Annotated in this window: 12 protein-coding genes, 2 tRNA genes and 1 other RNA gene; 12 read left to right on the plus strand and 3 right to left on the minus strand. The window is 69.7% G+C overall.

What is annotated here, in order from left to right:
• Positions 1-305: 305 nt before the first annotated feature.
• On the minus strand, positions 306-1013 hold the full coding sequence (gene deoD, locus AC0NH5_RS34765) for a purine-nucleoside phosphorylase (protein ID WP_474411315.1): 708 nt from the start codon (positions 1011-1013) through the stop codon (positions 306-308).
• Between the two features lie 115 nt (positions 1014-1128).
• On the opposite strand from deoD, the gene AC0NH5_RS34770 reads away from it, so the two are divergent.
• The 3 genes from AC0NH5_RS34770 to AC0NH5_RS34780 all read left to right on the plus strand — a co-directional run bounded on the left by AC0NH5_RS34770 (position 1129) and on the right by AC0NH5_RS34780 (position 5912).
• Positions 1129-1218, plus strand: a tRNA-Ser gene (locus tag AC0NH5_RS34770).
• 764 nt (positions 1219-1982) lie between these two features.
• On the plus strand, positions 1983-2324 hold the full coding sequence (locus AC0NH5_RS34775) for an STAS domain-containing protein (protein ID WP_474411316.1): 342 nt from the start codon (positions 1983-1985) through the stop codon (positions 2322-2324).
• Positions 2325-2624: 300 nt separating this feature from the next.
• A complete protein-coding gene (locus tag AC0NH5_RS34780) occupies positions 2625-5912 on the plus strand; it encodes a toll/interleukin-1 receptor domain-containing protein (RefSeq protein WP_474411317.1) in 3288 nt (1095 codons plus the stop codon).
• Positions 5913-5955: 43 nt separating this feature from the next.
• Here the strand turns inward: AC0NH5_RS34780 and AC0NH5_RS34785 are convergent.
• Positions 5956-6043 (minus strand) — tRNA-Ser (locus AC0NH5_RS34785).
• A gap of 82 nt (positions 6044-6125) precedes the next feature.
• Between AC0NH5_RS34785 and ffs the strand changes: the two genes are divergently transcribed.
• The 9 genes from ffs to AC0NH5_RS34830 all read left to right on the plus strand — a co-directional run bounded on the left by ffs (position 6126) and on the right by AC0NH5_RS34830 (position 17488).
• Positions 6126-6222: signal recognition particle sRNA small type (gene ffs, locus AC0NH5_RS34790), an RNA gene on the plus strand.
• An 89-nt stretch (positions 6223-6311) separates the two neighbouring features.
• Positions 6312-9743, plus strand: a complete 3432-nt coding sequence (locus AC0NH5_RS34795; protein WP_474411318.1) for a DNA polymerase III subunit gamma and tau — start codon at positions 6312-6314, stop codon at positions 9741-9743.
• 414 nt (positions 9744-10157) lie between these two features.
• On the plus strand, positions 10158-10457 hold the full coding sequence (locus AC0NH5_RS34800) for a YbaB/EbfC family nucleoid-associated protein (protein ID WP_474411397.1): 300 nt from the start codon (positions 10158-10160) through the stop codon (positions 10455-10457).
• Positions 10458-10460: 3 nt separating this feature from the next.
• On the plus strand, positions 10461-11054 hold the full coding sequence (gene recR / locus AC0NH5_RS34805) for a recombination mediator RecR (RefSeq protein WP_474411319.1): 594 nt from the start codon (positions 10461-10463) through the stop codon (positions 11052-11054).
• Positions 11055-11454: 400 nt separating this feature from the next.
• Positions 11455-12462 carry an ABC transporter permease gene (locus tag AC0NH5_RS34810; RefSeq protein WP_474411320.1) on the plus strand — a complete coding sequence of 336 codons (1008 nt, stop codon included), beginning with the start codon at positions 11455-11457 and terminating at the stop codon, positions 12460-12462.
• 57 nt (positions 12463-12519) lie between these two features.
• On the plus strand, positions 12520-14265 hold the full coding sequence (locus AC0NH5_RS34815; protein WP_474411321.1) for an ABC transporter substrate-binding protein: 1746 nt from the start codon (positions 12520-12522) through the stop codon (positions 14263-14265).
• A gap of 114 nt (positions 14266-14379) precedes the next feature.
• The gene (locus AC0NH5_RS34820) at positions 14380-15393 is read left to right on the plus strand and encodes an ABC transporter permease (RefSeq protein ID WP_474411322.1); all 1014 of its coding nucleotides are present in this window, start codon (positions 14380-14382) and stop codon (positions 15391-15393) included.
• Positions 15393-16427, plus strand: coding sequence for an ABC transporter ATP-binding protein (locus tag AC0NH5_RS34825; RefSeq protein ID WP_474411323.1), 1035 nt, complete (start codon positions 15393-15395; stop codon positions 16425-16427). Before AC0NH5_RS34820 ends, AC0NH5_RS34825 begins: the two co-directional genes overlap by 1 nt.
• On the plus strand, positions 16424-17488 hold the full coding sequence (locus AC0NH5_RS34830; protein ID WP_474411324.1) for an ABC transporter ATP-binding protein: 1065 nt from the start codon (positions 16424-16426) through the stop codon (positions 17486-17488). The genes AC0NH5_RS34825 and AC0NH5_RS34830 overlap by 4 nt, the downstream gene beginning before the upstream one ends.
• Before the next feature lie 55 nt (positions 17489-17543).
• Here the strand turns inward: AC0NH5_RS34830 and AC0NH5_RS34835 are convergent, their stop codons facing one another.
• The gene (locus AC0NH5_RS34835; RefSeq protein ID WP_474411325.1) at positions 17544-18923 is read right to left on the minus strand and encodes a calcium-binding protein; all 1380 of its coding nucleotides are present in this window, start codon (positions 18921-18923) and stop codon (positions 17544-17546) included.
• Between the last annotated feature and the right edge of the window lie 34 nt (positions 18924-18957).

Raw genomic sequence — 18957 nt, forward strand, 5'->3', positions numbered from 1 at the left:
GGGTGCGCAGCGGGGCTGAACTTCACACGCAAGGTCGGGCTGCGTGCAGCGTGTGAAGTTGGGGTGCGCAGCGGGGCTGAACTTCACACGCAAGGTCGGGCTGCGTGCAGCGTGTGAAGTTGGGGTGCGCAGCGGGGCCGCAAGGTCGAGCTACGTGCAGCGTGTGAAGTTGGGGGGCGGAGCGAGGCTGAACTTCACACACGGGGTGAGTGGGCAGCTCAGCCCGGCGCGGGCGGCACAGGCGGCCTGGCAGCCAGGTCGCCGGGTGGCCCCGGGACCTGGCACAGGTCGTACTGACAAAAGGGTTAAGCGATCGCCGTGTCCAGGCCGATCCGCACCATGTTGCTGAAGCCCTGCTCCCGCTGCGCGGAATCCATCGCCTCGCCGCGCTTGATGTGATCGCTCACCGTGAGGATCGTCAGCGCCTTCGCGCGATAGCGTGCGGCGATCGTGTAGATCGCGGCCGACTCCATCTCGACAGCCAGCACGCCGTAGTCGGCGAGCGAGTCGTAGAGGTCGGGACGATCGGTGTAGAAGGCGTCGGCGGCCAGGATGGGGCCGACCCGCATCGGTACGCCGTGCGCCTCGGCGGTCTCCACGGCCGTGCGCAGCAGACCGAAATCGGCCACCGGCGCGTAGTCGACCAGGCCGTCGAACCGGGTGCGGTTCATGTTGGAGTCGGTGGCCGAGCCGATGGCGGCCACGACGTCGCCCAGATTGAGGTCCATGGCGAGGGCGCCGCAGGAGCCGATCCGGATCAGCGACTTCACGCCGTACTCGTTGATCAGTTCGTGGGTGTAGATCGAGGCCGACGGCATGCCCATGCCGGAGCCCTGCACCGAGACCCGCTCGCCCTTCCAGGTGCCGGTGAAGCCGAGCATCCCGCGGACCTGGGTGTAACAGACCGCGTCCTCCAGGAAGGTCTCGGCGATCCACTTCGCCCGCATCGGGTCACCGGGCAGCAGCACCCGCTCGGCGATGTCGCCCGGCTTGCCGCCGATGTGCACGCTCATGCCAGCTCTCCGTTCCGCTTGTCCATGCCGCCGATCTTGCCAGGTCAGGGCGGTCGTGCCGGGTTATGGGTGACCCGGCGGCAGAAGCGCTCCGGCGTCCGGTAACGTACTTCCCGGTGGTGTGTCCGAGTGGCCTAAGGAGCACGCCTCGAAAGCGTGTGAGGGTGCAAGCCCTCCGCGGGTTCAAATCCCGCCGCCACCGCCATCAAAGAGCCCGGTCCGCGTGACCGGGCTCTCTTGTTTTCTCCTGCCTCATCCGTCACGCTGTGTGCCCTTCGGCGGGGTCGTCCGCGCGTGCCGTCGACGGCTAGTCCGTTCGGCTGTTCCCCATGATCAGCGTGTGTGCGTGTAACGGGGGTGTTTCGTCGCACGTCAGAGGCCTGAAATACGCTGTGTAGTCGATCTTGGACAACCCTGAGACATGGGGTGTAGCGCAAGTCACGGGGCCCAAAACCACCGGATCAGACAATGCGGTTCCGACCGGGCGGCGAGAAAGTTTCACAGAATCGCCCCACCCACATTTGTCGATGCCTGTCCTAGATTTGACACGTGAGAGTTGAGCGACACTGGTGGAATGGGGACGTCCGACTTCAGCGCCGTGATGTCTACGTCCGAACCGACGGCGAAACCTGGCAGGTCGAGGCCCAGTTGGGCGGACCCGAGGGTAAGTCGAAGGTGCAGGAGTGTCCCGGCCGGGCTTCAGCGATGATCCTGGCCGACGCGTGGCGGGGTCCACGCTGGCGGTGGCGCGAGCTCTGACGCGCGCCAGGAGCCCAGGCTGCGCCGTCCATGCTTGACTGTCCCGGCCAGCCTTCCACGGGTCGGATCCTTCAGGGGATCCGGCCCGTCGGTGTCTATCCACTTCGTGCTGGTGCCAAGCCACTTTGCGACGCACGCCGTGTCCGATGTGTGCGGATGGAGACGATCTAGGGTGGAATACCCATAGGACGGGTAGGAAGCCCTGATCGCATGCACGCAACAGTCACTGATCATCGATCCGATGTCGCCGTGCTCCACCTGCGCGGCGAGCTCGACGCGGACACCGCGAACCAGTTGCACGCCACGCTCGCCGGACTGCTCGAACGCCCGGTTCCGCGGATCGTCGTGGACCTCACCGACCTCAAGTTCTGCGACTCGGTGGGGTTGAGCGCGTTCATCACCAGCAAACAGGTCATCGCCGCCCGCGGCGGGTGGCTGAGTTTCGCCGGCGCCAATCCGTTTCTCACGCAGTTGATGGAGACGGTCGGCCTGGGACGTTACTTCGCGATCTTCCCGGAGGTGGACGACGCGATAGCGGCCGCACAGCTCTAGCGTGCGCCGGACGGGCGCCGGGCCACGTCATCGTCTCGCTGCGCGACGCGCACAGGGTCGTGGTGCGACCGGCTCGGGCGAATACCGGATCAGGCATGTCGGCGAAAACGGCGAGGGCCGGGCTCCTCTTCGGGAGCCCGGCCCTCACCTGCACTGTTTTCGCGCCGAACAATACGAGACCGGGCGAAACGGTCCCGCAGTGGGTCTCATGTGAGCATCGAGGACCCGGCACGGAGTTCCGCCGGAGGATGCCGCCATGGACAATCGGTCGGCATTGATGACCGAGAACGGGGATCGGGCGTGACCTTCAACGGCTTCATCTCGTACAGCCATGCCGCGGACGGGCGGCTCGCGCCGGCCGTGCAGCGCGGGTTGCACCGGCTGGCGAAGCCGTGGCACCGCCGCCGCGCTTTGTGGATCTTCCGGGATCAGACCGGTCTGTCGGTGACGCCCGGGCTGTGGTCGTCGATCCAGAAGGCGCTGGACGGCTCGGAGTGGTTCGTGCTGCTCGCGTCACCGGCGGCGGCGCAGTCGCCGTGGGTGAACCGCGAGATCGAGTACTGGATCTCGACGAAGCCGGCGAACCGGATCCTGCCCGTGGTGACCGACGGGGAGTGGCGGTGGGACGGGGAGCGCGGCGACCTGAGCGCCGACTCGACGGCCGTGCCGGACGCGCTGCGCGGCGTGTTCGCCGAGGAGCCGCTCTTCCTCGACCTGCGGTGGGCTCGCGACGACCGGGACCTCAACCTCCGGGACTCCCGTTTCCGGGACGCGATCGCCGAGCTGGCCGCCCCCATGCACGGCGTGAACAAGGACGAACTGGAGAGCGAGGACGTCCGGCAGCACCGCCGGAGCCGCCGGCTGCGCCGGGTGGCCGTCGCAGCCCTGACCGCGCTGACCGTGGTGGCCTCGGGGACCGGCGTGCTCGCCGGACACAACGCCGACCGGGCCGCCGAGGCGGCGGTGGAGGCACAACGCCAGCAGCGGGACGCGTTCCAGCAGCGGGGCAACGCCGAGCGGTCCGCGGAAGAGGCCAAGCGGCAGGAGGCGAACGCCCGCGCACAGGAGGAGAACGCCCGTACGCAGGAAGCCCGCGCCCGCGCCGCCACCACCGAGCGCAAGAAGCAGGAGAAGCGGGCCCGAGAACAGCAGGACGCCGCCGAGCGAGCGGCGGCCGATGCGCAGCGGCAGGAGAAGAACGCGCGCCGCCAGCAGGAGCTGGCGAAGCAGGCGTCGAAGCTGGCTGAGCAGCAGCAGGCGCTGGCCCAGGAGCAGCGCGAACTGGTGCAGCAGTCGAAGAAGGAGACGGTCCGCCAGCAGAAGATCGCGGAACAGCAGAAGCGCCTGGCCGAACTGGCCGGGGCGGAGGCGGAGCGGCAGAAGCGTACGGCCCGGCACCAGCAGCGGATGGCCGAAGAGGCCGCGGACGAGGCGCGCCGGCAGAAGCTGATCGCTGCGGAGAACGAGCGGAAGGCGAAGGCGGCCGCCGAGGAGGCCCGCTGGCAGGAGCAGGTCACGCTCGGACGGCGGCTGTTCAACCGGGCCCAGACGATGATCGGCAGCGACCCGGCCACGGCACTCGGACTCGGGCTCGCGGCCCAGCGGATCCAGCCCGGCGCCGAGGCCGGCAGCGAACTCACCGGCCTTGTCACCTCCACGCGCCGGCTCGGCGCCCTCGACGAGGTCCTTGCTCTGACTCACGGGCCCGGCGACGTCGTCGCCGTCGTCGAGTCCGACTACACGGCATCACTGTGGAATGTGGCCGACCGGGCGAAGCCACGCCGTACCGCCCAGCTCGACGGCAGATGGTACGTGGGCGACCCCGTCTTCAGCCCGGACGGGAAGACGCTCGCCCTCTCCGGCGGCCTGGACTACGGGATCCATCTGTTCGACGTCTCCGATCCGGCACACCCGGCGCCGCTCGGCAGCCTGCCCGGACAGGAAGGCGGCTGGCTGACCTTCAGCCCGAACGGGCAGACGCTGGCCGTCGTCGACCTCTACGGGGAGTGGACCCTGTGGGACATGGCGGACCGGAGGAGCCCCGGCATGCTCACCCGGCAGGCCAAGGGCGCCCTGGGGCCGATCTCGTTCAGCCCGGACGGCCGTACCGCGGTGACCGTTAGCACCGTCTGGAACATCAGGGACCGCACCCGTCCCGTCGAGGTGGCCACGCTGGAGGGCGAGTGGTCGCGGGCCGTGTTCAGCCCGACCCGGCCCGTGCTCTACACCAACGGCAAAGACGGAAACGTGGCGCTGTGGCACATGTACGACCCGCGGAACCCGCAGAAGTACCACACCGAGGCGACGCGGTCCTTCGACATGGCGTTCAGCAACGACGGTTCGCTGATGGCCACCAGTGACAAGGACGGGACAGCGCGTCTGTGGGACACGAGCGGTTCCAAGCCTGTCCACATGTTGGACCTGGAAGATCACTCCGGTTCCGCAAGATCGATGGCGTTCAGCGCTGACAAGCGGATTCTCGCCACGGTTGGTGCCGCCGGCACGCTCAGCCTGTGGAGCATCAGGGCACACGGCGAGCCCGGGGTTCTCGGTCGAGCCGCCGGGCGAGGCGACACGGTGCTGGCGTCCGGGCTCACCCCGGACGGGCGGAGCCTGATCACCGTGCAGCTCGAAGGAACGGCGACGGTGTGGGACCTGTCGAACCCCACCGGCCCGGTCGAGCGCGCCACCGTCCGCGTCCACCCCGCGCTTCTGCGTGGGGCCACGGTCAGCCCTTCGGGCGACATGATCGCCACGCTCGGATACGAGATGAACGATCGAGTCATGCTGACCGACCTCAGCGATCCGAGCACGCCGGTGCCACTGGGCTCGGTTCCCGCCGCGACCTTCGGCACCGACATCGCCTTCAGTCCGGACGGGCGCAAGCTGGCCACCGGAAGCAGAGGGTTGACCGTGGCGGTGTGGGACCTCGCCGATCGGCAGCAGCCGGTGCAGACCGCCACCCTGACGACGGCCGACCCCGTCCAGTTCCTCGCGTTCAGCCGCGACGGCAGCACCATCGCCCTCGGGGAGGACGAAGAGGTCGCGATCTGGAGGCTGGGCGACCAGCCCGTTCGTCTCGGCACGCTGAAAGGACACTCCGATCGCGTGCTCGCCATGGCGTTCAGCCCGGACGGGCGCACCCTGGTGACCGGCAGCGCGGACAAGACGGCCGCGGTGTGGGACGTCGCCGGTCCGCTCCGGCGGCAGGCGATCCTCACCGGCACCCGCAGCCCGGTGTGGTCGGTGGCATATGCGCCCGACGGTCGCACCGTCGCGACCGGCACCGAGAACAACGAAGCGGCGCTCTGGGACGTGCCCGAGTCGTCGAGTCCGGTCCGGGTGGCCGGATTGAAGCACGCCGACCTCACGTCGAAGTGGCTGCTCTTCCACCCGGACGGGCGCACGCTGACCACCAGCGGCCCGAAATACACGAGTGTCCGGGCCATGGTCTGGGACTACGGGGCGCTGAACGACCTGCGCGCCGACCCGGTCACGGTCGCCTGTGCCGTCACCGGGGGCGGGTTCACCGCGGAGGACTGGGCCGCGCACGTCCCGGAGGCGCCGTACCAGCCGACCTGCTCCTAGAAGCGCGAAGGCCGGACCCGCTGGGTCCGGCCTTTCGTGACGCTGGCGGAGGATACGAGATTCGAACTCGTGAGGGTGTTAACCCAACACGCTTTCCAAGCGTGCGCCCTAGGCCTCTAGGCGAATCCTCCGTGCGCCAGGATACGACAGGATGTCCGGGCGTTTCCCGCAGGGGGCTGCGCACGCGCCGAAGGTCCACCGGGTAGGCTTCGAACCAGCCCCTCGTGCGGCGCGTATCTCGTGAACCTCCCCAGGGCCGGAAGGCAGCAAGGATAAGCGGGCTCTGGCGGGTGCACGGGGGGTCCTTTCGTTCCTCCTGGACCTGCACTGTCGGGGCACGTCGTTTGTTCTTGTCAGACCCTCGGCGGAGAATGGCGCGGTCGTCAGGAGGTGGCAGGAGTGGCGCTCGCCCTCTATCGGAAGTACCGGCCGCGTACCTTCGCCGAGGTCATCGGCCAGGAGCACGTCACCGAGCCGTTGTCGCAGGCGTTGCGCAGCGGCCGGCTGAACCACGCTTATCTGTTCTCCGGCCCGCGGGGCTGCGGCAAGACCTCCAGCGCCCGCATCCTGGCCCGGTCGCTCAACTGCGAGCAGGGCCCCACCCCGGACCCGTGCGGCGTCTGCGGCTCCTGCAAGTCCCTGGCCACCGACGGCACCGGGTCGATCGACGTCATCGAGATCGACGCGGCCAGCCACGGTGGCGTCGACGACGCCCGTGAGCTGCGGGAGAAGGCGTTCTTCGCGCCGGCCAACAGCCGCTACAAGATCTATGTGATCGACGAGGCGCACATGGTCTCGTCGGCCGGCTTCAACGCGCTGCTCAAGCTCGTCGAGGAGCCGCCGGACTTCGTGAAGTTCATCTTCGCGACCACCGAGCCGGACAAGGTGCTCGGCACCATCCGCTCGCGCACCCACCACTACCCGTTCCGGCTGATCCCGCCGGCCACGCTCCGCCCCTACCTGCAGAAACTCACCGAGGCGGAGGGCGTGCAGGTCGACCCGGCGGTGTTCCCGCTGGTGGTGCGCGCCGGCGGCGGCAGCGCCCGGGACTCGCTCTCGGTGCTCGACCAGCTGATCGCCGGCGCCGGGCCGGACGGCGTCAGCTACTCCCGCGCCGTCGCCCTGCTCGGCGTCACCGACGCCGCCCTCATCGACGAGATGTGCGACGCCCTGGCCGACCGTGACGGCGCCGCCGCCTACGCGACGATCGACCGGGTCGCCGAGGCCGGCCACGACCCGCGCCGCTTCGCCTCCGACCTGCTCGAACGCCTGCGCGACCTGATCATCCTGCAGCAGGTGCCGGACGCGGTGACGAAAGGCCTTATCGACGGCCCCGCCGACCAGCTGGAGGCGATGGCCGGTCAGGCCGGCCGGCTCGGCCCGGCCACCCTCTCCCGCTGCGCGGACATCGTGCACAACGGCCTGGTGGAGATGCGCGGCACGACCGCGCCCCGGCTGCTGCTCGAGCTGATCACGGCCCGCATGCTGCTGCCGGGGGCCGAGGACTCGACCGGGTCGCTGCTGCAGCGTCTGGAGCGCTTGGAGCGAGGAACACCAGCGGGCGTACGAGGTGAGCACCCCGCACCGACCTCCGCCCCGGTCGAGGAGCCCCGTGCGGTGACGGCGCCGGAGGCCCCGGTCGCTTCGCCCGGCGGTGCCGGCGGGGGTGGGCTGGCCGCGGCTCGGGCTGCCGCCGCGGCTGCAGCGGCCGCTGCCGGGGGCAAGGCACGGCCGGTTGCCGCCCGTCAGGCGGCGCCGGGGTCTCCGGCTGCAGCGCCGGGGTCTCCGGTAGCGGCGCCGGTGTCTCCGGCTGCTGCGGCGGTCCCTGCCGAGCCGGCGGATGCCCCGGTCTCTGCCGTCCCGGGGCCTGCGGTGCCGGCTGTCACTCCTGTCTCGGCCGCGCCTGTGTCGGCCGCGCCTGTGTCGGCCGCGCCTGTGTCGGCCGCGCCTGTGTCCGCCGCGCCTGACTCCGCGGCGCCTGTCTCCGCCGCGCCTGTCTCCGCGCCGGCTTCGTCCGCCAAGGCGGAGCCCGACTGGAACGAGGTGGCCGAGGGCGGTCACGTCGCTCCTGTTTCCGACGCCGAGTATTACGACGACGAGCCGCCCTGGGACCAGGAGCCGCCCGAGGAGGTGGAGCCGACGCCGCCGCCCGTGCCTGCGGCACCCGCACGGGAACCCGCCGCGGCAACGACACCGGCCGAGGCATCCGAACCGGCCCCGTCGGTGGCTCCTGCACCTGCGGCTGCACCTGGGGCTGCACCTGACGATGCGGCTGCGCCGGTGACGTCGGTGCCGTCCGCCTCTTCGGCTTCGCCGGCTGCTGCGGCGCCCTCCGTGCCTTCGGGTGCTCCTATGCCCTCCGCGCCCCCTGCTCCTTCCGTGCCGGCTCGCGATGATCGGCTGGAGAAGGTCCGCGCCGCCTGGCAGGCGCTCGGCCGGCGTCAGGACCGGGTGCGGGCGATGCAGGAGTACGGCATCGGCGTGCGCGAACTCGACGGCGAGACCATCGTGTTCGCCGCGCCCACGCCGAAGCTCGCCGAGCGCTTCCTGAACTGGAAGGACGCGCTGGCGTCCGCGTTCGGCGAGGCGCTGGGCGGTCGCTGGCAGATCCACTGCGAGGTCGGTGAGGCAACCGCCCGGGGCGCAGGCACTCAGCCCGGTCCCGGTTCGGGCCGCCGCCAGTCGCCCGGCCCCGCCACCGCCAACCGTCCGGCGAGCTCGGCTGCTTCGTCCTCCGCGCCGGAACGCAACACCGGCCGTACCGAGTCCCGCCCTTCCCGGCCATCCCGTCCCGCCGCCACCGACGGCGACGACGACTGGCCTGAGCCGGCCCGTCCTCCTTCGGGCGACCACAGCTCTCGACCGCCTGCCGCTGAGAGCGACACCGGCTGGCCCGAGCCGGCCCGCCCCGGTGGCGCTGCTCCGGCGTCTCCTGCGGGTGGTGACTGGCCCGAGCCTGCTCGTCCGGGCGGTGTAGCTCCTGCGGGTGGCGGCTGGCCCGAGCCTGCTCGTCCGGGCGGCGCTGCTCCGGCGTCCCCTGCGGGTGGTGACTGGCCTGAGCCTGCTCGTCCCGGCGGCTCGGGGGCGGAACCCTCGTCGGAGGGTTCCGGGTGGCCGGAGCCCGCTCAAGCCGGCGGGACACCCGCGACATCGACTGACAACGGCTGGCCGGAACCCGCGAAGCCGGGCGCTTCAGTGGGCGGCCATTCCGCTCCACCTGCGCCGGCCGTGCACAACAGTCCAGTCGCGCCGTCGTCCGGGGCGCCGTCATCCGCAGCGGCGTCGCCTTCCGCTCCTGCGCCGCTCGCGGGATCGGCTGCGCCGCCCGCAGCTTCCGCGTCGCCCACACGCCCGGCCGCGTCGCCGACCGCGCCGCCCACACGCCCGGCCGCGCCACCGGCCGCTCCTGCACCGCCGGCGCGCTCGGCCGCGATGGAGGCTGCCCGGGCCGCTGCGCGCGGGAACGCCGGACCGGCCGGTGGGCTCGCCGCTGCCCGTGCCGCTGCGGCCGGCGGGCGTAACGCACCGGCCAACCGTGCCGGGGCCGCCGCGGCGCCGTCCAGGCCCGGTGGAGGGCCGGCTGCCGGTTCCGGTGGGGGCGGTGGTGGATCCGCGTGGTCGGACGGTACGCCGACCGAGGAAGCGCCTTACGACCCCGAGTACGACGGTCCGCCTCCGGCCAAGGGCTCGTCCGGTTTCGTGGGCTTCGACCCGGGTGACGAGCCGACGGACGACGTGATCGACGAGAAGACCGCTCGGGCGAGTGGCGAGGAGCAGGCCATGCAGCTGCTCCGGGAGGCCTTCGGAGCGGAGAAGATCGCCGAGCTCTGACCGGCTGGTGGGGACTGCGGGCGGTCCGGCCGGCTGTGGATGGCGGTCGGGGCACGGGTGGGCCGGGACGTCTGTGGGTGGTCCCGCCGCCTGCGGGCGGTGATGCGGCGCGCGGATGTCCGGCCGCCCGGGCTGTCATTCGGGGCGCGTGGGCGGGTCCGGCCGCGGGGGCAGTGGTTCGGGGCGCGTGGGCGGGTGTCCGGCCGCGGGGGCAGTGATTCGGGGCGCGTGGGCGGGTTGTCCGGTCGCGCACGCCGGCGGTGATTCGCGGCGTGGGTGGGTGTCCGGTGGCGTGTCGGCGGGCAACAGGAGCCTGACGGCTACGCTGGCGGCGGTAATTTCGACCGCCGCGTGTCCTACAAGTGACCGATGAGTTTGAGGAGCGGTGCCATGCGCCCCGGTGCACAGCCCAACATGCAGCAGATCATGAAGCAGGCGCAGAAGATGCAGCAGCAGGTCGCGCAGGCGCAGGCCGAGCTGGCCGAGGCCGAGTTGACCGGCACCGCCGGCGGCGGCCTGGTGACTGTCGTGATCACCGGTCTGGGTGAGTTCAAGTCGGTGCGGATCGACCCGAAGGCGGTCGACGCCGACGACGTGGAGACGCTCGAGGACCTGGTGCTCGCGGCGATCCACAACGCCGCCGAGGCGCAGCGTGAGCTGGCCGAGGACAAGATGGGCCCGGCCACCGGCGGCCTCTCCCTGCCGGGGTTCTGATCCGTGTACGAAGGTGCCATCCAGGACCTGATCGATGAGCTGGGCCGGTTGCCGGGCGTGGGCCCGAAGTCGGCCCAGCGCATCGCTTTTCATGTCCTGTCTGCCGACCCGGCGGATGTGAACCGGCTCGCCTCCGCGCTGCGGAAGGTGAAGGAGCTGGTCAGGTTCTGTACGACCTGCTTCAACGTCGCCGAGTCGGAGCAGTGCCGGGTGTGCCGGGATCCGCGCCGCACCAACGAGGTGCTCTGTGTGGTGGAGGAGCCGAAGGACGTCGTCGCGATCGAGCGGACCGGGGAGTTCCGGGGCCGCTATCACGTGCTCGGCGGGGCGATCAACCCGCTGGAGGGCATCGGCCCGGACAACCTGCGGATCCGGGAGTTGTTGTTGCGGCTCGGCACCGGTGAGATCAGGGAGCTGATCCTGGCGACCGACCCGAACACCGAGGGCGAGGCGACCGCCACCTATCTCGGCCTGCTGGTGAAGCCGATGGGGATCGCGGTGACCCGTCTGGCCAGCGGTTTGCCGGTCGGTGGTGACCTTGAGTACGCGGACGAGATCACGCTCGGTAGGGCGTTCGAGGGTCGCCGCGCGATCTGATTTTACAACTCGTAACGTCCCGGTAACGCCGCGCGAGTTGTTTGGCCCGGATTAGCAACTTGTTGACCGTCTACGCGGTACTTTCCGTTTGTTCACCGTCTAGGTCACGGTGACGTCACGACGGAGACACGGAACCAGTCGTGTGCGGTCGGTGAGCTTGACCCAGAGCGCTTGCTAGGTGAATGTTCCTCTCGATGGCGGCAACACCCGCCGTCGGGTGCCTTCGTGGCATCGGCCTGATCTAGGCCGAGCAACGGGGGTGGGCACTCGAAGCATGCGATAACCGATCGGTTGCCGTTCGCTGCGTGGGCCATCGTCGCCGGTCGAGGTCTCCGTGTGCCTCTGTTCCGGTGACTGTGGACTCCTGCCGTGCGGCGGCTGGGAGAGGACCGGACACTCCATGGTCGTTGGATCCGGCACGGTCTCGGACCAGGTTCCGATGGAGCCGGAGCCGACCGAGCCCGCTGTTTCCGGTAAGGCGATCGAGGGGCGGTCGCTCGGACGGATCGCCTGGACTCGTCTCAAACGGGACAAGGCTGCCATCGGTGGCGGCGTCGTCATCATCCTGCTGGTTCTCATGGCGCTCTTCGCGCCGCTGATCGTCAAGATCACCGGCAGTACGCCGAACGAGTTCCACCAGGACCTGCTCGACCCGACGCTGGTGCCCGAGGGCACCTTCGGCGGGATGAGCTGGGACCACCCGATGGGCATCGAGCCGCAGAACGGGCGGGACATCTTCGCGGAGATCGTCTACGGCGCCCGCATCTCGCTCCTGGTGGCGTTCCTCGCCACCATTCTCTCCGTCGTGATCGGCACGACCCTCGGGGTCATCGCCGGGTACTTCGGCGGATGGGTCGACACCATCATCAGCCGCGCCATGGACGTGTTCCTGGCGTTCCCGGTGCTGGTGTTCGCGCTGGCGCTGGCCGGCGTGGTGCCGTCGGAGGCCTTCGGGCTCTCCGGCCTCGCGCTGCGCCTGGTCTTGCTGATCTTCATCATCGGCTTCTTCAACTGGGGTTACATCGCCCGCATCATCCGCGGGCAGACGCTTTCCCTGCGCGAGCGCGAGTTCGTGGACGCGTCGCGGGGTCTCGGTGCGCGTGGGCCGTACATCCTGTGGAAGGAGATCCTGCCGAACCTGGTGGCTCCGATCCTGGTCTACGCCACGCTGCTGATCCCCACGAACATCATCTTCGAGGCGTCGCTGTCGTTCCTCGGCGTGGGTGTCGCCCGGCAGGTGCAGGGTGAGCCGGGCGTGACCTGGGGCGGGATGCTCTCCGACGCGGTCGCGTACTACACGCTGCCGTACTTCATGTTCTGGCCGGGTATGGCGATCTTCATCACTGTGCTCGCCTTCAACCTCTTCGGTGACGGGTTGCGTGACGCCCTCGACCCGAAGACGCGGTGACCAACGATCCGATTTGAGGAAACAATGAAGGGGAGAAATCTGATGAGGAGACGGTCGGTGACCGCGGCCTTGACGAGCGCTGTGCTCGTTTTCGGCCTCGCTGCCTGTGGTGGCGGCTCGGACGACGACAACAACTCCAACGGGAACAGCGCCACTCCGGCGTTCGACTCCGCGATCGGCAAGGTGTTCAACCCCAGCGAGAAGACCGGCGGCACGCTGAAGTTCGCCATCTCCGAGGACTGGGACTCGGTCGACCCGGGTGACACCTACTACGGCCTCTCGTGGAACTTCCTGCGCACGTACGCCCGTACCCTCACGATGTTCAAGCCGGTCCCCGGCAAGGGCAGCGAGGAGCTGGTCGGCGACCTGGCCGAGGGCCTGGGCACGCCCAGCGAGGGCGGCAAGACCTGGACCTACAAGCTGCGCCCGAACCTGAAGTTCGAGGACGGCTCGCCGATCACCTCCAAGGACGTCAAGTACGGCATCCTGCGGACGGTCGACAAGAGCGTCCTGGTGAACGGCCCGACCTACTTCGGCGACTTCCTGGCCCTGCCGGAGGGCTACCAGGGTCCGTACAAGTCGAAGGACATGAACACGGACTCGGCCATCGAGACCCCGGACGACCGGACCATCGTGTTCCACCTCAAGCAGCCGTTCGGCGGCTTCGACTACCTGGGCCAGCTGCCCGGCTCCGCGCCGGTTCCGCAGGCGAAGGACACCGGCGTCAAGTACAAGGAGAAGGTCGTCTCCTCCGGCCCGTACAAGTTCGAGAGCTACCAGGAGGGCAAGGGCTTCACCCTGGTTCGCAACACGAACTGGGACAAGGCCACCGACCCGAACCGCCCGGCTCTGCCGGACCGCTACGAGGTGACCCTCGGCGTCGAGGCCAACGACATCGACAACCGGATCATCTCCGGCGACCTCGACGTCGACCTGGCCGGCACCGGTGTTCAGCCGGCGTCGCTGTCCCGGGTGCTCAACGACCCGAACCTGAAGGCGCAGGCGGACAACCCGCTGGCGGCGCGTACCTGGTACACGTCGATCAACCCGAAGGTCGCTCCGCTCGACAAGCTCGACTGCCGCAAGGCGATCATGTTCGCCGCCGACCGCACCGGCCTCCAGGCCGCGTACGGTGGCCCGCTCGCCGGTGGTGAGATCGCGACCTCGCTGATGCCGCCGGTCATCCCGGGCTACCAGCAGTTCGACCTCTACCCGGCCGGCGCCGACAACAAGGGTGACGTGGCCAAGGCCAAGGAGCACCTGGCCGCGTGTGGTCAGCCGAACGGCTTCACCACCAACATGGCGTACCGGTCGGACCGCCCGAAGGAGCAGGCGATCGCCGAGTCGCTGCAGCAGTCGCTCGCCCGGGTCGGCATCAACCTGACCCTCAAGCCGCTGCCCACCGGTGACTACTTCTCGCTGTACGCCGGCAAGCCGAGCTACCGCGACGGCCAGAAGCTGGGCCTGATGACCAACGGCTGGGCCTCGGACTGGAACGACGGCTTCGGCTTCCTCTCGCAGATCGTCGACAGCCGGACCATCCGTGAGTCCGGTGGCTCGTCGAACCTGAGCATCTACCTCCCCGAGGTGGACGCGATGATCGACCAGGCGGTTGCCGAGTCCGACGCCGCCAAGCGCAACGAGATCTGGGGCCAGATCGACCGCAAGGTCATGGAGAACGCGGTGGTCCTGCCCAGCGTGTACTCCAAGGCGCTCACCCTGCGCAGCAAGAACGCGACCAACATCTTCGTCAATGAGGCCTACGGCCAGTACGACTACATGATGATGGGCGCCACCAAGTAGGTCGCTCCGCTGAGCGCAACACCCGACGAAGACAAGTAAGGCAGGTGAAGGCGGTCGGGAGGCCGGCCGGCCCGGGCACGACCCGGGTTGGCCGGCCTCCCGCAGCCGGACAACGTGGCGACCTACATCATCCGGCGCGTGATCGGCGCCCTGCTCATGCTGATCGTGGTCAGCATGGTCACCTTCGCGATCTTCTTCCTGGTACCCCGGTGGGCGGGTGGAACCGCGGAGAACCTGGCAGCCCGCTACGTGGGCCGGACCGCTGACGCGACCGAGATCGCGGCGGCCGCCGAGCGCCTGGGCTTCAACGACCCCATCTGGCTGCAGTACTGGGAGTGGCTTCAGGGCGTCTTCGTCGGGGCCACCTACGACCTCGGCACCGGCCCGGAGGAGTGCCCGGCCCCGTGCTTCGGTTACTCCTTCATCTCGCGTTCGCCGGTGTGGCCGGAGCTGCTGGACCGCATGCCGGTCACCTTCTCCCTGGCGCTGGGCGCCGCGGTGATCTGGCTGATCACCGGTGTGGCGACCGGTGTCGTCTCCGCCCTGCGGCGGGGCTCCATCTTCGACCGCGCGGCGATGACCATCGCTCTCGGTGGCGTCTCTCTCCCGATCTTCTTCACCGGCCTGATGTCGCTGGCGATCTTCAGTTACCAGCTCGGCATCACCGCGCCCGGTGGCAGTTACACACCCATCGAGGACAATCCCGCCGAGTGGGCGTACAACCTCCTGCTCCCGTGGATCACCCTGGCGTTCCTGTTCTCCGCTTCCTATGCGCGTCTGACCCGAGCGGGCATGCTGGAGACGATGAGTGAGGACTACGTCCGCACAGCGCGGGCCAAGGGGCTGCCGGAGCGATCCGTCATCACGAAGCACGGCCTGCGTGCCGCGCTGACTCCGATCGTCACCATCTTCGGTCTGGACGTCGGCCTGCTGCTCGGTGGTGCGGTGCTCACCGAGACCACGTTCTCCTTGCCCGGGCTGGGCAAGTACGCAATCGACGCGATCGCGACGAACGACCTGCCGAAGATTCTCGGCGTCGTCATGCTCACCGCATTCTTCGTCGTCCTCGCCAATCTGATCGTCGACCTCCTCTACGCGGTGGTCGACCCGCGAGTGAGGCTCAACTGATGGCCGACCCCTTCCTCCAGGTCCGGGATCTGCAGATCCATTTCCCGACCGACGACGGTCTGGTCAGGTCCGTCGACGGCCTGACCTTCTCGCTGGAGCGCGGCCGGACGCTCGGCATCGTGGGCGAGTCCGGCTCCGGCAAGTCGGTGACCAGCCTCGGCATCCTGGGCCTGCACAACAAGCGCAACGCCCGGGTGTCCGGCGAGATCTGGCTGGACGGCAAGGAGCTGGTCGACTCCTCCCCGGAAGAGGTGCGCCGGCTGCGCGGCCGCAAGATGGCGATGATCTTCCAGGACCCGCTGTCCGCGATGCACCCGTACTACACGGTCGGCACCCAGATCATCGAGGCGTACCGGGTGCACCACAACGTCTCCAAGAAGGTGGCCCGCAAGCACGCCATCGAGATGCTCAACCGGGTCGGCATCCCGCAGCCGGACCGGCGGGTGGACGACTACCCGCACCAGTTCTCCGGCGGTATGCGGCAGCGCGCCATGATCGCCATGTCGCTCTCCTGCGACCCGGAGCTCCTGATCGCGGACGAGCCGACCACGGCGCTCGACGTGACCGTGCAGGCGCAGATCCTCGACCTCATGCACGACCTGCAGCAGGAGTTCAACTCCGCGCTGATCATCATCACGCACGACCTGGGCGTGGTCGCCGAGCTCGCCGACGACGTGCTGGTGATGTACGGCGGCAAGGCGATCGAGTACGGTCCCGCACGGACCATCTTCGAGGCGCCCGAGCACCCGTACACCTGGGGTCTGCTCGGATCCATGCCGCGCATGGACCGTCCGCTGACCGATCGGCTCATCCCGATCGCCGGCTCCCCGCCCTCACTGATCAACCTGCCGTCCGGTTGCGCGTTCCACCCGCGGTGCGTGTTCGAGCCGAGGACCGGCGGGCTGGGCACCACCGTCGTCCCGGAGCTCACCGAGGCCGGCGGCGGGCACCGGGTGCGGTGTCATCTTCCGGCGGCCGAGCGGCGCCGGATCTGGGCCGAGGAGATCCGGCCGAAGCTGGAGGTCGGAGCATGACCGAGCAGAGCATCCCCACGCCGAGCCGGGAGCCACTGCTCTCCGCCCGTGGCCTGGAGAAGCACTTCCCGATCACCAAGGGCCTGCTGAAGCGCAAGATCGGCGCGGTGCGCGCGGTCGACGGCATCGACTTCGACGTCTTCAAGGGTGAGACGCTCGGCCTGGTCGGCGAGTCCGGGTGCGGCAAGTCCACCACCGGCCGGCTGCTGAGCCGTCTGCTGGAGCCCACCGGCGGGACGGTGACGTTCGAGGGCCGCGACATCACGCACCTGAGCCAGGGCAAGCTGCGCCCGATGCGCCGGGACATGCAGATGATCTTCCAGGATCCGTTCTCGTCGCTGAACCCGCGGCACACGGTCGGCGCGATCGTCGGGGCGCCGTTCCGGATCCAGGGCGTCAAGACCGAGCACGGCGTCAAGCGGGCGGTCCAGGACCTGCTGAAGCTGGTCGGGTTGAACCCGGAGCACTACAACCGGTACCCGCACGAGTTCTCCGGCGGCCAGCGGCAGCGCATCGGCATCGCGCGGACGCTGGCGCTGCGACCGAAGATGATCGTGGCGGACGAGCCGGTGTCGGCGCTCGACGTGTCGATCCAGGCGCAGGTGGTCAACCTTCTGGAGGACCTGCAGAACGAGTTCGACCTGACGTACGTGTTCATCGCGCACGACCTGTCGGTGGTGCGGCACATCTCCGACCGGGTCGCGGTCATGTACCTCGGCAAGATCGTCGAGATCGCCGACCGGGAAGAGCTCTACCGCAACCCGCGCCACCCGTACACGGTGGCTCTGATGTCCGCCGTGCCGGTGCCGGACCCCAGCCGCCGCGATCGCCTGGAGCGCGAGCGCGTGCTGCTCACCGGCGACGTGCCGAGCCCGATCAACCCGCCGTCCGGCTGCCGGTTCCGGACCCGGTGCTGGAAGGCGCAGGACATCTGCGCCACCGAGGAGCCGCCGCTGGTGCAGCGCCTCGACGACCCGGACTCGCACCTCACCGCCTGCCACTTCCCGGTGACGGCCGAGGAGGAAGTGGTCGGCCGCAAGCCGGCCGGTGCCAAGGCCTGAGGCCTGATCCGAACCGAACGGCCCCGCGGACCCGGTCCGCGGGGCCGTTCGGTGTTCAGATCCAGGGGTTCGAGTACTCGCAGCCGACCAGCACGTCGAGGTCCGGTGCCTCGGTGTACCCGACACAGTTGTCGCCGGTCGCCGTGCCGTCGGCGCCACCGTCGAGCCGGTCCGAGCCGTCCCCGTACGTCTCGAAGAGGTGGTCGTCGCCGGCCTCGCCGTACAACTGGTCGCGGCCTTCGAAGCCGGTCAGGCGGTCGTTGCCGGCACCACCGCGAACGATGTCGGCGCCGAGCCAGCCGTCGATGTCGTTGGCTGCGGCGTTGCCGGTGAGCCGGTCGTTGCCGTTGCCGCCGACGATGTTCTCGACGTCGGCCCCCACGGTGTCCCGTTCGCCGGCCTGCCCGTCGTCACCGGCGGCGCCGTCCAGGTCCACGGTCACCGGTGCGGTGCGGCTGCGATAGTCGACGGTGTCCTCGCCGGTGCCGCCGAGAAGCACATCCGCCTTGGTGCCGTGGAAGAGCGTGTCGTTGCCCCAGCCACCTTCGAGCCGGTTGGCGCCCCCGTGATCCGACAGCTGGTCGTTGCCACCACGTCCGGCGAGGAGGTCGTTGCCGAGGCCGCCGGAGAGGTGGTCGGCGCGGTCGGTGCCGTAGAGGCGGTCGTTGCCGGCGCCTCCGTTGATGGAGTCGATGCCGGTCAGGGTGTCCCGCTCGCCCTTGCGGCCGTCGTCACCCGATCCCGAGTCCGAGTCCGCGGTGATCGCCTGCCGCCGGCCGCTGTAGTCGGCGAGATCCTGCCCCGGGCCGCCGGAGAGCAGGTCAGCGTCCGGCCATCCGCGCCCGTTCGGGTCGATGTCCTGGCCGAAGGTGTCGTGACCGTTCCCGCCGTACTCCCGGTCGTTGTCCCCCTGGCCGGCCAGGTAGTCGGCGCCGTCGCCACCGGAGAGCACGTCGTTGCCCCAGTCGCCGAACAGGGAGTCGTTGCCGCCCAGGCCGGACACCCGATCGGCGCCGTAGCCGCCGTTGAGCCGGTCGGCCCGGGGGCCACCGGTCAGGGTGTCCTTGCCGTCGCCACCGGAGGCGGTCATCGACAGGCCGGACCGGTTGACCACGGAGTCGTTCTTGGCGCCGAGGCTGACGCGCACCCGGGTCGGCGCGCCGGAGGTCGTACACCGGACCCGTGTCTTGTCGCCTTTGACCTTCTTGCAGCCCTTGCCGGCTCGCACGGCGACCCGGTCGTCGACGGTGACCGTGCTGCCGGACCGGGTCACCATCACCTTGTTGACCGCGCCGGAGCCGGCCTTGAACTGAACCTGCGTGCCCGAGACCACGGACGCGACGCCGGTGGTGGCGGCCTGCGCGGGCGCGGCGAGCAGGCTGATCGCGGCGGACGTGGTGAGCAGGACGAGACCGGCCCTGGAGAGCGTGCGCATCGATGCCACAGGAGAGCCCCCGTCGTGAATTTCG

This window comes from Actinoplanes sp. 13, from assembly GCF_056134165.1.

Excerpts from the sequence above, each read along its gene's own strand:
- deoD (WP_474411315.1), bottom strand. The coding sequence starts at position 1,013 with ATGAGCGTGCACATCGGCGGCAAGCCGGGCGACATCGCCGAGCGGGTG.
- AC0NH5_RS34775 (WP_474411316.1), top strand. The coding sequence starts at position 1,983 with ATGCACGCAACAGTCACTGATCATCGATCCGATGTCGCCGTGCTCCAC.
- AC0NH5_RS34800 (WP_474411397.1), top strand. The coding sequence starts at position 10,158 with ATGCAGCAGATCATGAAGCAGGCGCAGAAGATGCAGCAGCAGGTCGCG.
- AC0NH5_RS34810 (WP_474411320.1), top strand. The coding sequence starts at position 11,455 with ATGGTCGTTGGATCCGGCACGGTCTCGGACCAGGTTCCGATGGAGCCG.
- AC0NH5_RS34825 (WP_474411323.1), top strand. The coding sequence starts at position 15,393 with ATGGCCGACCCCTTCCTCCAGGTCCGGGATCTGCAGATCCATTTCCCG.
- AC0NH5_RS34830 (WP_474411324.1), top strand. The coding sequence starts at position 16,424 with ATGACCGAGCAGAGCATCCCCACGCCGAGCCGGGAGCCACTGCTCTCC.
- AC0NH5_RS34835 (WP_474411325.1), bottom strand. The coding sequence starts at position 18,923 with ATGCGCACGCTCTCCAGGGCCGGTCTCGTCCTGCTCACCACGTCCGCC.